Here is a 15,369-nt window from a genome sequence, read left to right as displayed (position 1 = left end):
GTAATAAATCAAAATGGCGGATAACGTCAACCGGTAAAGAACCTCCCTCTTTACCACGCGCACTGCGCGAAAAACGCACTCATACTCAGGAGTTTCACGTTATGTTCAAAAACGCTTTTGCCAACTTACAAAAAGTTGGTAAATCGCTCATGCTGCCGGTGTCGGTTCTGCCTATCGCCGGTATTTTATTAGGAGTAGGTTCCGCCAATTTCAGCTGGTTACCTGTGGTCGTCTCACATGTTATGGCGGAAGCGGGCGGCTCGGTCTTTGCGAATATGCCGTTGATTTTTGCCATCGGTGTTGCGCTGGGCTTCACCAATAACGATGGCGTTTCGGCCCTGGCGGCGGTAGTGGCTTATGGCATCATGGTGAAAACCATGGCCGTGGTGGCACCGTTAGTGCTGCATCTGCCTGCGGCAGAAATTGAGGCCAAACACCTGGCGGACACCGGTGTGCTGGGCGGTATTATTGCCGGCTCCATCGCGGCTTACATGTTCAACCGCTTCTATCGCATCAAGCTGCCTGAGTATCTGGGCTTTTTTGCGGGCAAGCGCTTTGTGCCGATTATTTCCGGTCTGGCGGCTATCGCGATGGGCCTGGTACTGTCATTTATCTGGCCGCCGGTCGGTTCAGCGATTCAGGATTTCTCACAGTGGGCAGCCTATCAGAACCCTGTGGTCGCTTTTGGTATTTACGGCGTGGTTGAACGTGCGCTGGTGCCATTTGGTCTGCACCACATCTGGAACGTCCCTTTCCAGATGCAGATTGGTGAATATACCAATGCGGCAGGTCAGGTCTTCCACGGCGATATTCCGCGCTATATGGCGGGTGACCCAACCGCAGGTAAACTGTCGGGGGGCTTCCTGTTTAAGATGTATGGCTTACCTGCGGCCGCCATTGCGATTTGGCATTCGGCAAAACCAGAAAACCGGGCGAAAGTGGGCGGCATCATGATTTCGGCTGCACTGACCTCGTTCCTGACCGGGATTACCGAGCCGATCGAATTCTCGTTCATGTTCGTTGCGCCTGTCCTGTATGTCATCCATGCGATCCTGGCCGGTCTGGCGTTCCCGATTTGTATTCTGCTCGGCATGCGTGATGGCACCAGCTTCTCTCACGGACTGATCGACTTTATCGTTCTGAGTGGTAACAGCAGCAAAATCTGGCTGTTCCCGATCATCGGGATGATTTATGCGGCGGTTTACTACACCGTGTTCCGTGTGCTGATCGTTAAGCTGGATCTGAAAACGCCAGGCCGTGAAGACAGCGCCAGCGAGCAGTCGTCATCAGCAACCGGCACCGAAATGGCGGGCAAACTGGTTACGGCGTTTGGCGGTAAAGATAACATTACCAACCTGGATGCCTGTATTACCCGTCTGCGCGTCAGCGTGGCGGATGTCAGCAAGGTCGATCAAACAGAACTGAAAAACCTGGGTGCACGCGGTGTGGTCGTGGCAGGTTCAGGGGTTCAGGCCATTTTCGGCACCAAATCTGATAACCTGAAAACCGATATGGATGACTATATCCGTAAAATGTAACAGGCCGTAGCGTACGTTTTTGCCTTTCATAAACAGCGTTGAGTTCCGACTCAACGCTGTTTTTTTATGGCATGACATAACGGCATGACGGCGATAACCTGTTTTGGGCTGGCTTTAGCTGGCCTGACGCGTCACAAATTTAGAGGTCGTCTGCAACAGCAGATCGGACAACCGTTGCAACTGAGCTGTGGCCGCCGCCGTTTCTTCAACCAGTGCCGCATTCTGCTGCGTATCGCTGTCCATCTGCGCCACGGCAATGCCGACCTGTTTCACGCCGGTGCTCTGCTCATGGCTTCCGGTGCTGATTTCGGCAACCAGATCGTTAACGCGATGAATCTCTTTCACCACCGCCTTCATGGTCTCGCCCGCCACGCTGACATTATTCACCCCGGTTGCTACCCGCGAGTGGCTCTCCGTAATCAACGCTTTGATTTCCTGAGCCGCCACGGCACTGCGTTGTGCCAGACTGCGAACCTCACCGGCTACCACAGCAAAACCCCGTCCCTGATCGCCCGCCCGGGCCGCTTCGACCGCCGCGTTAAGCGCCAGGATATTGGTCTGAAAAGCAATGCCGTCAATCACGCTAATGATTTCCCCTATCCGGCTGCTGCTGTCCTGGATAGCGTGCATGGTCTCTTCTACATCCGAGACGGACTGGCCGCCGCTGGCCACAATCTGAAACGCGTGTTTGACGACATCATTGGCCACCCGCGCATTATCTGCATTGCTCTGTACTGCCGAAGAGAGCTGTTCCATTGAGGCGCTGGTTTCTTCCAGTGCAGATGCCTGAGACTCGGTACGGCGTGACAAATCCTGCGTGCCGTTGGCGATTTCTGCGGAGGATTTTGCCACCTGCTCAGCGGCGTCCTGAACTTCACTGATCAGATCGCGGATGTGCTGACGCATCACAGACAACTGAAAAATCAGGCTGGAGGTATCACCGGGTTTTGTTTCGTTGTGCCCGTGAAGGTCACCACGCGCAATCAGTCCCGCCATGTGGACCGCCACTTCCGGTTCCGCCCCCAGTTGCTTCATGACGGAGATAAAAATCAGCGTACCGAGTACGCCGCCGGCGAGGAAGGTCAGACCGATTAACAGAATGAGCGTGAACGAGGTACTGTCTATGTGGGAAACATTGTCATCAATGACCTGATGCACAGAGGCGTTGTAAATCTTCACGGCCTCCAGCAGCGGATCTCTGACAGCGACGTGCAGACGGTCGGTGTGCGTGGCAATTTCCTTCAGGGCGCCCGGAATGTCGTTATTGTTCGCCAGCGCATAAACCCGCTGCATAGAGGCCAGATAGTCCGGCCAGGCCTGCAACACTTTTTGCGTAATCGCGACCAATGCGGGATCCTGGGACTGTTTCAGAAAATCCACTGCGGTCTGGACCGACTGCTGTGATTTTTGGTTAAATTTTACCGTATTTTGACGGGATTCGGCCGCGGTGACGTTGCCACCCGGAAAAACATACGCATAGCCCCGACGAAAGTGGGTCGCCATTTCGCGGGCCGCCACGTTCATCATCTGAACCGGTTCAAGCCGCGATGTGTATAACTGCTGTTCTGACGCCGCCAGTGTTCTGAGAGAATGAAGACAGATAACGGCAATAATGACCATGGCGATGAGGAAAAAAGCGGTGAGAAAAATCAGTCGGTGTGACAGTTTAACGCGTTGTAAGAATCGCATAATTAACATCCTGTTTAACGGTTAATTGTAATCGTTTTCATTCAGGCACGTTATTGCGCATCAAGATTTAACGGCCTGAAGCGGTGTAAAACGCGACGGGCTCGGGATCAAACTAATCCGACACGTTATTTATAGTTTCGGCAAGAAATGATAGGGCTTTAATGATCAAATGTTGCAACCTTTTGCTGTTACCCCCGCTCAGTAATGCAGGGACTTAAGCAACGCCCGTCACGCTGTGGATGAGCCGACTGTTGGGGTCAACAGTGCGTAGAGCAGAAAGGGCTGTTGTTGCACGGAAAGACAGCGGGTGATATCCGTCAACCCGGCCAGGACAGCAGGGGAGCGGAGACTGTGGCAACGACCCAACGTTTGCAGGGCTGCTGCGCGTGAAAACCAGAGATACGTGATCGTTTCATTACCCGGCAGGTCGCAGGAAAGGAGACGATACTGACTGTGGGGTGATAAAAATGGAAAGGCCCGTTTCGTGCCCTTACAAGGGCGGAAATGCGTTAAACACCGCCACTTAATGTAAGAAAGAGCGGCGCGAGGTTGAAAGAAAACGAATTTCTCCCGCATACTGAGAGATTATCTACCCAGGCTAAAGGAACTGCTCTCTATGGCTGAAGAAACGATTTTCAGTAAAATCATCCGTCGCGAAATTCCCGCCGACGTGGTTTATCAGGATGAACTGGTCACGGCGTTTCGCGATATCTCGCCTAAAGCCCCCACGCACATCCTGATTGTCCCTAACATTCTTATCCCGACCGCCAACGATGTTGAGGCGGCACATGAGCAGGCGCTTGGCCGGATGTTCACGGCGGCGGCGAAGATTGCGCGTGAAGAAGGGATTGATAAAGAGGGTTATCGCCTGATCGTCAACTGCAATCAGCACGGTGGTCAGGAAGTTTACCATATTCATATGCATCTGGTAGGCGGTAAACCGCTTGGTCCGATGCTGTCACATTGATCCCTGAAGGGGACCTTGCTATGCGTTCATGGCTGACAGGACTGGCCGTTTTGCTGAGTCTGACCGGTTGCAGTAGTGATAAACCGATGATCAATACGTCTCAGTCGCTGGTGATGGAATCATCCGTGCTTTCAGCGGGCATTATTACCGATGAGCCCACGCTGGATGACCACGACGGTCAGAAACGTGCCAGCAGCATACTCTACAATCAGCGTGAAACGCCGGTTGTGGTGCACTATCGTTATTACTGGTACGACGATAAAGGGCTGGAAATAACGCCGCGTGAACCCGCGCAGATTGTCACGGTGCCGCCTGACGGCAGCGTCGCTGCGGTGTCGCAACTGGGTAACCTGACGGCCAGCAAGGTTCGTCTCTATATCTATCTCTGAGGACTGTTACGTGATTCGCAGTGTTAATCGTATTGGCGCACTGATGATGGCGCTTATTCTTTCGGGCTGTGTGTTGAAACAGCAGCAGCCTGCCCCCGTGGAACAGCAAACTCAGCCCGAGGAACAGACTCAGCCCGTTCCTCAGCCTGAGCCGCAGCCGGTTCCTCAGCCTCAACCCGTTCCGCAGCCGCCAAAGCTGGTGACAATTAACTGGGATGCCACCGTACAGCCGCTGGTCGCCCAAATGGTGCGTGCCGCAACTGTGCAGCCGGGCAGCGTGCTGTTGGTAGATCGTATCAAAAACAACACCAACGGTTCACTCCAGTCGGAGAAGGCAACCAGTGCCATTCAGACGGCGCTGAACAACAATGGTAAGTTCAGCCTGGTGTCGCCGGAGCAGCTGGCGCAGGCCAAACAGGCGCTGGGGCTTTCGCCGGACGACAGTCTTAACTCACGCAGTAAAGCGATTGGCCTGGCGCGTAACGTTAACGCCCAGTATGTGCTTTACAGCACGGCGAAGGGTGACGTCAAAACGCCGACCATCCAGATGCAGCTCATGCTGGTGCAGACGGGCGAAATTATCTGGTCGGGCAACGGTGTCGCCCAGAATTAATACCGCTTTTTTACAGCTGATTCAGGCTACAACGGGTGAGCAGCCGGTCAACCTGACCTCACTCGCGGGCTTAACCGGGCAGAGTTGTCGCATCCTGACCGCACAGGGACGCTATCTTCTCCGCCCGGCACCGCATCCCGCGATACCGTTCGTTAATCGCCAGCGCGAGCACCGTGTGTTGCGCAAGTTGCAGCCCAGCGGGCTGGTGAACGCGCCGCTGGCGGGTAACCGCCATGGCCTTATCCTGCCCTGGCAGGAAGGTGAGGTGCTGGATGAGGCGGGTTTTCGTGCACAGCGGTACGAGGTGATTACGCTCCTCCAGCGGCTTCATCACCAGCCGCTGACCGGTTATCGTGTCGTGCTGTTACCCCTGCTGTGGCAATACTGGCAGCAGTGCCAGCAGCGTCAGTATTGCTGGCTGCGCCAGCTAAAACGGCTGACAGAGCAGGGTGAGCCGCGTCCGTTGCGCCTTGCCCCGCTGCATATGGATGTTCATCCTGCCAACCTGATCCAGTCATCGCAGGGGCTGCATCTTATCGACTGGGAATATGCCGCGGACGGGGATGTGGCGCTGGAGCTGGCCGCCGTCTGTTTAGCCGTGCCGGATCAGCAAACGGGTTGGCTAACCGACTATGCTGAGCGGATGCAGTTACCGCTGGCTTCACTTCAGCGTCAGGTTCGTCGCTGGCAACCATGGCTGCACCTGCTAGTGGCCAGCTGGTATCAACTGCGCGCAGAACAGAGTGGCGATGCCCAATTACAACAGCTGGCTCAACAGAGCTGGTCACAGATTTAACGGCTTTGCGCAGAGGCGCAGAGAGACAGGATACAGGTTATGACAACACGTTTTCCCGGCCCACTCATGCTGGACGTTGAGCGTTTCGAGCTGGATGCCGAAGAGCGCGACATACTGCGCCATCCGCTGGTAGGTGGCGTGATTCTTTTTGCCCGCAATTACCACGATCCGGCGCAACTGGCCGAGCTGGTCCGTCAGATCCGCGCCGCGTCGCACACTCGTCTGGTTGTGGCCGTCGATCAGGAAGGTGGGCGGGTACAGCGTTTTCGTGACGGCTTCACCACACTACCGGCGATGCAGTCATTTGCTGCGCTCCACGATATGAGCACGGCAGGGGAGTTGGCCCAGCAGGCAGGCTGGCAGATGGCCGCCGAAATGATAGCGATGGATATCGACATCAGCTTTGCGCCGGTGCTGGATATCGGCCACATCAGTGCGGCCATTGGCGACCGCTCATTTCACGCGGATCCGCAGATCGCCCTCGCGATAGCGCGCCGCTTTATTGCCGGTATGCATGAGGCGGGAATGAAGACGACCGGTAAGCATTTCCCCGGTCATGGTGCGGTCAGCGCAGATTCCCATAAAGAAACCCCGCGCGACAATCGCCGTGAAGCCGAGGTGCGCGAGCACGATATGGCCATTTTTCGTACGCTGATTCATGAACAGGCGCTGGATGCCATTATGCCTGCCCATGTGATCTACAGCGAAGCGGACCCGCTTCCTGCCAGCGGATCACCCTACTGGCTGAAAACGGTGTTACGCCAGGAACTGGGCTTTAAGGGCGTGATTTTCTCTGACGATCTCTCCATGGAAGGTGCCGCCGTTATGGGCAGCTATGCGGAGCGTGCGCAGCAGTCACTGTCTGCCGGTTGTGACATGGTTCTGGTTTGTAACGATCGCAAGGGCGCCGTCAGTGTCATAGATAATTTGACCCTGATCGAAGCGGAGCCAGTCATGCAGTTGTATCATCGTGGAACCCTGAGCCGGGAGAGCCTGAAAGCGAGTCGCCGCTGGAAAGACAATGCGCAGCAGCTCAGTGCGCTACAGGCGCGCTGGCTGGCACATAAAGCCGCGTTATAGCCATCAGGTTGCCCGGCGCGACAGCCATAGAGGATAAACATGATTATTTATCTGCACGGTTTTGACGCGACGAGCCCGGGCAACCACGAAAAAGTGTTGCAACTGCAGTTTATCGATCCTGATGTCAGACTCATCAGTTACAGCACCCGTCATCCTAAACATGACATGCAATTTCTGCTGAAAGAAACGGATAAGATGCTGGGCCTCAGTGATGATCCCCGTCCGCTGATCTGCGGAGTCGGCTTAGGAGGCTACTGGTCCGAGCGTATTGGTTTTTTATGCGGTATCCGTCAGGTCCTGTTTAATCCCAACCTCTTTCCCTTCGAGACCATGGAAGGCAGGATTGATCGTCCTGAAGAGTACCTGGATATAGCCACCAAGTGCGTCAGCGATTTTCGCGAGCGTAATCGTGACCGCTGCCTGACCATTTTAGCGCGTCATGATGAGGCGCTTGACAGCCAGCGCACCGCGACGCTGCTCCAGCCTTATTACCCCCTTATCTGGGACGAAAGCGAAAGCCATAAGTTCCGGAATCTCTCGCCCCATCTCCAGCGAATCAACGCCTTCAAAACCACCGTGTAACACAACGCGGCAACCGCACGATGCCGGGCTTTATGCCAGGAACAGTCTGCTAAATTTGATGTACATCAATTTTCTGAGGCCCATCCGGGGCCGTCATGGTATTCTGCCTTCAGATAGCGATGTTATGTCGCCAACCCTATGTTTATTAAGGTTTAATTTAACCATTGATTAACTTTTGGTTCACAATTTGAGGGGGTCCTTGTTGACTGCATCTGTTAAGAAAATTGTTATTGTTGGCGGCGGTGCCGGCGGGCTGGAAATGGCCACGCAACTGGGCCACAAGCTGGGGCGTAAAAAGAAAGCCGAGATCATTTTGGTCGATCGCAACCACAGTCACTTGTGGAAGCCGCTGCTGCATGAAGTCGCTACCGGATCGATGGATGAAGGGATTGATGCGCTGAGTTATCTGGCGCATGCCCGTAATCACGGTTTCCAGTTCCAGCTGGGTTCGCTCACTAACATCAACCGCGAAAAGAAAGTGATTCAGCTGGCCGAAGTGGTCAATGCGCAGGGGGACGTATTAGTGCCCGAGCGCGAACTGGCCTACGACACGCTGGTGATGGCGCTGGGCAGTACCTCAAACGACTTTGGGACGCCGGGCGTCAAAGATCACTGCATTTTTCTTGATAACCCGCACCAGGCTCGCCGTTTCCATAACGAAATGCTCAACCTGTTCCTGAAATTCTCGGCCAGTGAAGGGGCGCTGGAGAAGGTCAATATCGCCATCGTCGGGGGCGGAGCAACAGGCGTTGAGCTGTCGGCGGAGCTGCATAATGCCGTGAAGCAACTGCACAGCTATGGCTATAAGGCGCTCGACAGTGAAGCGCTGAACGTAACGCTGGTGGAAGCGGGCGAACGTATCCTGCCAGCCTTACCACCGCGTATTTCGGCGGCGGCCCATCAGGAACTGTCAAAGCTGGGTGTTCGCGTGCTGACACAAACGATGGTCACCAGCGCAGATAAGCAGGGCCTGCACACGAAGAGCGGCGAATTTATCGAAGCCGATTTAATGGTCTGGGCAGCGGGCATCAAAGCGCCTGATTTTATGAAAGGCATCGGTGGACTGGAAACGAATCGCATTAATCAACTGGTGGTCAAAGACACGCTGCAAACCACGCTGGATGAGAATATCTACGCTATCGGCGACTGCGCCTCCTGTGCCTTGCCGGGTGGCGGATTCGTGCCACCGCGTGCGCAGTCAGCTCATCAGATGGCGTCCTGTGCGCTGGATAACATCCTGCTGCAGTACCGGGGCAAACCGTTGAAAGCCTACGTCTATAAAGACCACGGCTCGCTGGTGTCGCTGTCGCGCTTTAGTACGGTAGGAAGCCTGATGGGCAACCTGATGCGTGGCTCTATGATGATTGAAGGGCGCATCGCTCGTGTTGTCTATATCTCCCTGTACCGCATGCATCAGGTCGCTCTGCATGGCTATATCAAAACTGGCCTGATGATGGTGGTGGGGAGCCTGAACCGGGTGATTCGCCCCCGGCTGAAACTGCACTAAGAGTACGGGGCGGATTCGCCTGACTTCGCCACCGGTGCTGTTCCGGTGGCGAAACCCGCGCACGATTTTACGCTGTCATTCCTGTTCAGAACTCTCCGAAAACGTGGTAGTACCACTGTTGGCGCGATTTTCTTCCCAAATTCCGATATTGCAAAAGCTTTACATCTGTAAAACTTATCTCAACCAAACGGCGAGTCGCGCACGCCGGTTCTGCCAGTGCTGTGAGGGATATCCAGCGGCAGAAATGCGCGGTAACACTTTCAGGAGGAACTTCCTGTGAATAAATCAATGTTAGCGGGTATCGGTATTGGCGTGGCAGCGGCACTGGGTGTTGCCGCCGTAGCAAGCATTAACGTGTTTGACCGCGGTCCTCAATACGCACAGGTGCTGTCAGCAACACCAATAAAAGAATCTATCAAACAACCGCGTCAGGAATGTCGTAACGTGACGCTGACGCATCGTCGTCCGGTTCAGGATGAAAACCGTATCGCCGGTTCAGTACTGGGTGCGGTAGCGGGCGGTGTGCTGGGTCATCAGTTTGGCGGCGGTCGCGGACGCGATGTCGCAACGGTAGCCGGTGCGCTGGCAGGTGGTTATGCCGGTAACCAGGTTCAGGGCGGCCTGCAGGATCGTGATACCTACACGACGTCTGAACAGCGTTGCAGAACCGTATACGACAAACAAGAAAAGATGCTGGGTTATGACGTAACCTACAAGATCGGCGACCAGCAGGGTAAAATCCGTATGGAAAACGATCCGGGTACGCGTATTCCGGTTGACCGTAACGGACAATTGATCCTGAACGGCGACAAGGCTTAAGGGCAAAGCTTGCCGCATTGCGGTCACACAGCACACATAACAAAAATGATAAGCGCATCTCCGGATGCGCTTTTTTTTGCTTATCCGAACGCTAAAGTGCGCAACCGAACGATAGCCTCTTCCAGGCTGCTCGCCGTGCGTGGCTGACCTTATGCATCAGATCCCCGCTGCCCGGTAAATATGGCTGCGTTAAAGCGGCGGCGTCAGGCTGACATTTTCATTCACGCGATTCACAGACAGTCACGTCAGGACAGTTTTTGTAACACATTACTTGCTGGATTTTTACATATTTAGAACAAAGTGCACAGTCAGGGAAAGAGCATTACGCTTAATTACTCTTTCTTATCAAATGCATTGAGAAAGCAGGCTAACCGTTGATAACAAAACCGGTTTGCTTCGGTGCAAAAGTAAAAGGGAACAGTTCAATGCGTGATAACACCTCAGTCGAGCACAGCACGGTGCGCAAGATGGCATGGCGGCTGATGCCGCTGTTTACGGTAGGCTATTTTCTGGCGTCCCTGGACCGCGTCAACGTCGGCTTTGCGGCATTACAAATGAATGGCGACATCGGCTTATCCGCTGCCGCATACGGCCTGGGTGCAGGGCTGTTTTTCTTTGCCTACTGCCTTTTCGCCGTGCCCTGCAATATGGTAATGACAAAAGTGGGCGCAACCCGCTGGCTGTCTGCCGTCATGATTGCATGGGGATTGCTGGCGGCGGGCATGTCAATGGCGCAGGGCCCGGTATCTTTTTATCTTCTCCGGTTTTTACTGGGGATCGCGGAAGCCGGCTTTTTCCCGGGCGTCATTTATTACTTTACGCTTTGTTTTCCCAAACGTTATCGCGGACAAATGGTGGCCATCCTGATGATGGCACTTCCGGTGTCCAGCGTGCTGGGTTCACCACTGTCCGCCGCACTGCTTAATTTCGATGGCCTGATGAACCTGCGTGGCTGGCATTGGTTATTTATCCTTGAAGGTGCGCCGGCTGTCGCGCTGGGCTTCCTGACTTTTCTGATGTTGCCGAGGCAGCCTCTGGAGGCTAAATGGCTGAGCCCGCAGGAAAGCAGCTGGTTACGTCATACGATGGCGGAAGAGCAGAAAAGTACCGCCCCGACAACCCCGCGCGTCAGCCTGTTCGCCACGTTGTTCAGTCCGCGCGTGCTGCTGCTGACGCTTATTTATCTGGGCGGAACCGCCGTTACCAATGGTCTGGCATTATGGCAACCTCAAATCATTAAAACCTTTAACCTGAGCGTTATTCAGATTGGCTTAGTCAATGCCATTCCGTTCGCGGTGGCGAGCCTGGCGATGTATCTGTGGGGACGTCACTCTGACCAGACAGGCGAGCGTCGTCTGCACACCGCTTTTCCGTTATTGCTGGGAGCGACCGGTCTTGCGGCCAGCATGTATGTTACCCATCTCTGGTCGATGCTGATGGTGCTTTGCCTGACCATTACCGCAGCGTCGATGATTAAGGGCCCGTTCTGGGCGATGGCAACCGAGATGATTCCCGCCAGCGCGGCGGCTGTGGTCATCGGGCAAATCAATGCCCTTAATAATCTGGGCGTGTTTGTGGGTACCTGGCTAATTGGCTTAATTCGCACCAGCACGGGGAGTTTTACATACGCGCTGACGCCCCTGATGCTGGTCACGTCCTGTGCCTGCCTTGGCGCGCTGTTGATTGGCCGACGTCAGTCACCGCGTGATCCGCATAAAAAGCCTGTCTGACACCACGGCATGAATACACGCTCCTGATGAAAAGCGTGGCGGCGGAAACAGGCGCATGATACGCACTTCTCAGCCAACCATAAAAAAAGCCGCCGTAAGGCGGCTTGTCAGCTGCATGAATGCAAAACGATGAGCGAGTTTAAGACGCGACCTGATTTTCCAGTAACTGGTTCATAAATGACTGCACCCAGTCCATGCGCACCTTTCGTTCCGTCAGCTCACGGGTAAAGCGTAACCGTGTCGGACCTTCCAGTTTCCACTGCTTTGCATCTTTCTGCAGCAGACCAATCAGCCAGGCCGGATCGACACTGTTCTGCGGAGCAAAATCAAAATAACCGCCTTTGTCGCTGGCTTCAATTTTGCGCACGCCCACCGCTCGCGCTTTCATGCGCAGCACGGCGATGTCCAGCAGATTACGCGCCGGATCGGGTAACAGACCGAAGCGATCGATCATTTCCACCTTCAGCTCCTGCAACTCCTCTTCCGTTTCGGCACTGGCTACGCGTTTATACAGCGATAAACGGGTATTCACGTCCGGAATAAAGTCTTCCGGCAGCAGGGCAGGCATGCGCAGTTCTACTTCGGTCTGATTACTGGTGAGATCTTCCAGCGAAGGCTCGCGACCGGCTTTCAATGCATCGACCGCATTTTCCAGCAGTTCCATGTACAGCGAGAAGCCCAGGGTTTCCATCTGACCACTTTGCTCTTCACCCAGCAGTTCACCGGCACCCCGAATTTCGAGATCGTGCGTAGCCAGCGCAAAGCCTGCCCCCAGATCTTCCAGGGAGGCGATGGCTTCCAGACGTTTTTGCGCGTCGGTCGTCATGGCTTTGGGATGTGGGGTCAGCAGCCAGGCATAAGCCTGATGGTGCGACCGGCCCACGCGACCACGCAACTGATGTAGCTGTGCCAGCCCGAAGTGATCGGCCCGTTCAATAATGATGGTATTCGCCGTCGGAATATCAATGCCGGTTTCGATGATGGTGGTACATACCAGAACATTGAAACGCTGATGATGGAAGTCATTCATCACCCGTTCCAGATCACGTTCGCGCATCTGTCCGTGACCAATGGCAATGCGCGCTTCCGGCACCAGTTCCGCCAGCCGCTGCGAGGCTTTCTCGATATTTTCGACATCGTTATACAGGTAATAGACCTGACCACCGCGCAAAATTTCACGCAAAATGGCTTCGCGAATCACTAAGTCGTCGTATTCCCGTACAAAGGTTTTTACCGCCAGACGACGCGCGGGTGGCGTGGCGATGATGGACAGGTCGCGCATCCCGCTCATGGCCATATTCAGCGTACGGGGAATCGGCGTGGCGGTCAGCGTAAGGATATCCACATCGGCGCGCATCGCCTTGATGCGCTCTTTATGACGCACGCCAAAGCGGTGTTCTTCATCGACGATCAGTAAGCCCAGATCGTGCCACTTAATGTCGCTCATCAACAGCTTGTGAGTGCCAATCAGCACATCAATTTTGCCTTCGCTGGCCTCCTGCAAAATCTGATTCTGCTCTTTGGCGCTACGGAAGCGTGACAGCATTTCGATGCGCACCGGCCAGTTAGCGAAGCGGTCACGGAAATTATCGTAATGCTGCTGAGCCAGCAGGGTGGTGGGAACCAGCACCGCCACCTGCTTGTTGTTCTCCACCGCCAGGAAGGCCGCGCGCATGGCAACTTCGGTTTTACCAAAGCCCACATCACCGCACACCAGACGATCCATGGCCAGCGGCTGGCACATGTCACTTAACACGGCATTGATGGCCTGGGTTTGATCGGGTGTGGTTTCAAACGGAAAACTTTCGCAGAACAGTTGATACTGCTCACGGTCATGTTTGAAGGCAAACCCGGCCTTGGCGGCACGCTGAGCATAGATATCCAGCAGTTCAGCGGCCACGTCGCGCACTTTCTCCGCCGCTTTCTGCCGCGCGCGCGACCAGGCATCGCTGCCCAGTTTATGCAGCGGTGCATTTTCGTCGGCACCGCCGGCATAACGACTGATAAGATGCAGGGAGGAAACCGGGACGTACAACTTGGCGTCATTGGCATAGGAGAGCATCAAATACTCTGCCTGAATGCCGCCGGCTTCCAGCGTGGTCAGGCCGATGTAGCGCCCGACGCCGTGTTCAAGGTGCACCACAGGCTGGCCCGGATGCAGTTCCGCCAGGTTGCGAATCAGGATGTCCGGATTAATGGTGCGGCGCGTATCCTGGCGGCGGCGGCTGATGCGTTCGCCCAGCAAATCGCTTTCACAGATGAAAGCCAGCTTCCCCTGTGTATCCACAAAGCCCCGCTCGCTGGCACCGATCATCAGACCATACTGTGCCTCCCGGGCCTCGCGCAGATGACGAATGGGTTTCGGCCGTACTTTAATGCGCGCCAGCAACTCCTGCAGGCTTTCACGGCGGCCTTCGCTTTCAACGGAAAACACCACGTCACCGGTAAACTGTTCCAGGAACTGACGTAAATGATCCAGCGGCGCTTTCGCCTGCGCCTGAACGGACAGATCGGGCAGGGATTCATAGCCCAGGTTGGTATTGGCGGCCCGGGCCGGCAGCACCTCATGGGTCATACGGATACGCGGCCAGGCTTTGAGTTCCCCCATTAAGGCATCCGGGCGCAGCCACAGCGTGGTCGGCTCCAGCAGCGGGCGCATGGGATCGACACGGCGGTTTTCGTAACGCGCATTCGCATCCTGCCAGAAGCGCTCGGCACTGCCTTCCAGATCGCCACAGTTCACGATCAACGTGTTGTCAGGCAGATAGCTAAACAGCGACGGTAACGGCTGGTCGAAGAACAGCGGTTGCCAGTATTCAATACCGGCCGGCAGGGTGCCTTTGCTCACCTGCTGATAAATATGCTCTGCCTCACGGCGCACATCAAAGTTTTCACGCCAGCGGCTACGGAACAGTTCAATGGCTGTTTTATCGCTGGGAAATTCATGGGCCGGCAGCAAATTAATGGCGGGAACGGCTTCCAGCGTTCGCTGGCTGTCGACATCAAACAGGCGCAGGCTGTCGATCTCGTCATCAAAAAAATCGATACGGTAGGGCTGATCACTGCCCATCGGGAACAGATCGAGCAGGGCGCCGCGTGTGGCGTACTCGCCGTGCTCCATCACCTGATCGACATGGCGATAGCCGGCCTGTTCAAGCTGGTCGCGCAGGCGGTCGCGTGACAGTTTCTGGCCCTGCTGCATCACCAGCGCATGACCGTGCAGGTAGCTGTGAGGACAAACACGCTGCATCAGCGTGTTGACCGGCATAATCAGCATGCCGCGTTGCAGCGTGGGCAACTGATACAGGGTGGACAGACGTGCCGAGATAATATCCTGGTGGGGTGAGAAGCTGTCATAAGGCAGCGTTTCCCAGTCCGCAAGGTGGGTAACAGGTAAATCGGTAAACTGACGAATCTCGTCCAGCAGACGCAGGGCGGTTTGCGTATCGGGTGTAATCATTAACACCGGACCTGCATGGCGCTCAGTGATGCTGGCACACTCAACCGCGTGCGCAGCGCCAGTCAGCTGACCGAGCAGGCGTTGGTCGCCTGATTTCACGGGCAGGGTATAGCGAGTCGGTTCGGACATGTGATCTCGAGGTTGCTCCATTTTTACCAGGGCGTCATCATTCCATAATACGCCATGGGGATCACCTCTG

General features: G+C 55.2%; 12 protein-coding genes. 10 read left to right on the top strand and 2 right to left on the bottom strand.

Annotation, left to right across the window (positions count from 1 at the left end; all coding sequences use genetic code 11):
* Positions 1-101: 101 nt before the first annotated feature.
* Positions 102-1,538, top strand: a complete 1,437-nt coding sequence (gene ptsG / locus GC087_RS14770) for a PTS glucose transporter subunit IIBC (RefSeq protein ID WP_006118840.1) — start codon at positions 102-104, stop codon at positions 1,536-1,538.
* 114 nt (positions 1,539-1,652) lie between these two features.
* Here ptsG and GC087_RS14765 read toward each other — a convergent pair whose 3' ends face one another.
* On the bottom strand, positions 1,653-3,227 hold the full coding sequence (locus tag GC087_RS14765; protein ID WP_324028637.1) for a methyl-accepting chemotaxis protein: 1,575 nt from the start codon (positions 3,225-3,227) through the stop codon (positions 1,653-1,655).
* A gap of 616 nt (positions 3,228-3,843) precedes the next feature.
* Between GC087_RS14765 and hinT the strand changes: the two genes are divergently transcribed.
* The 9 genes from hinT to GC087_RS14720 all read left to right on the top strand — a co-directional run bounded on the left by hinT (position 3,844) and on the right by GC087_RS14720 (position 11,710).
* Complete coding sequence (gene hinT, locus GC087_RS14760; protein ID WP_006118842.1) at positions 3,844-4,194, top strand: purine nucleoside phosphoramidase; 351 nt, start codon at positions 3,844-3,846, stop codon at positions 4,192-4,194.
* 20 nt (positions 4,195-4,214) lie between these two features.
* On the top strand, positions 4,215-4,583 hold the full coding sequence (locus GC087_RS14755) for a YcfL family putative periplasmic lipoprotein (RefSeq protein ID WP_033737550.1): 369 nt from the start codon (positions 4,215-4,217) through the stop codon (positions 4,581-4,583).
* Positions 4,584-4,593: 10 nt separating this feature from the next.
* Positions 4,594-5,196, top strand: a complete 603-nt coding sequence (lpoB, locus tag GC087_RS14750; protein ID WP_324028636.1) for a penicillin-binding protein activator LpoB — start codon at positions 4,594-4,596, stop codon at positions 5,194-5,196.
* The gene (gene thiK, locus GC087_RS14745; RefSeq protein WP_324028635.1) at positions 5,180-5,992 is read left to right on the top strand and encodes a thiamine kinase; all 813 of its coding nucleotides are present in this window, start codon (positions 5,180-5,182) and stop codon (positions 5,990-5,992) included. The genes lpoB and thiK overlap by 17 nt, the downstream gene beginning before the upstream one ends.
* Positions 5,993-6,031: 39 nt before the next feature.
* Positions 6,032-7,072, top strand: coding sequence for a beta-N-acetylhexosaminidase (gene nagZ, locus GC087_RS14740; protein ID WP_039341068.1), 1,041 nt, complete (start codon positions 6,032-6,034; stop codon positions 7,070-7,072).
* Between the two features lie 39 nt (positions 7,073-7,111).
* Positions 7,112-7,654 carry an alpha/beta hydrolase YcfP gene (ycfP, locus tag GC087_RS14735; RefSeq protein ID WP_006118847.1) on the top strand — a complete coding sequence of 181 codons (543 nt, stop codon included), beginning with the start codon at positions 7,112-7,114 and terminating at the stop codon, positions 7,652-7,654.
* A gap of 202 nt (positions 7,655-7,856) precedes the next feature.
* A complete protein-coding gene (locus GC087_RS14730) occupies positions 7,857-9,161 on the top strand; it encodes an NAD(P)/FAD-dependent oxidoreductase (RefSeq protein WP_072209544.1) in 1,305 nt (434 codons plus the stop codon).
* A gap of 276 nt (positions 9,162-9,437) precedes the next feature.
* Positions 9,438-9,980, top strand: coding sequence for a glycine zipper 2TM domain-containing protein (locus tag GC087_RS14725; protein WP_033737545.1), 543 nt, complete (start codon positions 9,438-9,440; stop codon positions 9,978-9,980).
* Between the two features lie 425 nt (positions 9,981-10,405).
* Positions 10,406-11,710 (top strand): MFS transporter, encoded by a 1,305-nt coding sequence (locus tag GC087_RS14720; protein WP_324028634.1) that lies wholly within the window; start codon positions 10,406-10,408, stop codon positions 11,708-11,710.
* 139 nt (positions 11,711-11,849) lie between these two features.
* Here the strand turns inward: GC087_RS14720 and mfd are convergent, their stop codons facing one another.
* Positions 11,850-15,299 carry a transcription-repair coupling factor gene (mfd, locus tag GC087_RS14715; protein WP_058701382.1) on the bottom strand — a complete coding sequence of 1,150 codons (3,450 nt, stop codon included), beginning with the start codon at positions 15,297-15,299 and terminating at the stop codon, positions 11,850-11,852.
* Positions 15,300-15,369 lie beyond the last annotated feature (70 nt).

The organism is Pantoea sp. JZ2 (genome assembly GCF_035191405.1).
Taxonomy (GTDB): Bacteria; Pseudomonadota; Gammaproteobacteria; order Enterobacterales; family Enterobacteriaceae; genus Pantoea; species Pantoea stewartii.
The sequence above is the reverse complement of the archived record's forward strand: the minus strand, read 5'-3'. Positions and strand labels throughout refer to the sequence as shown.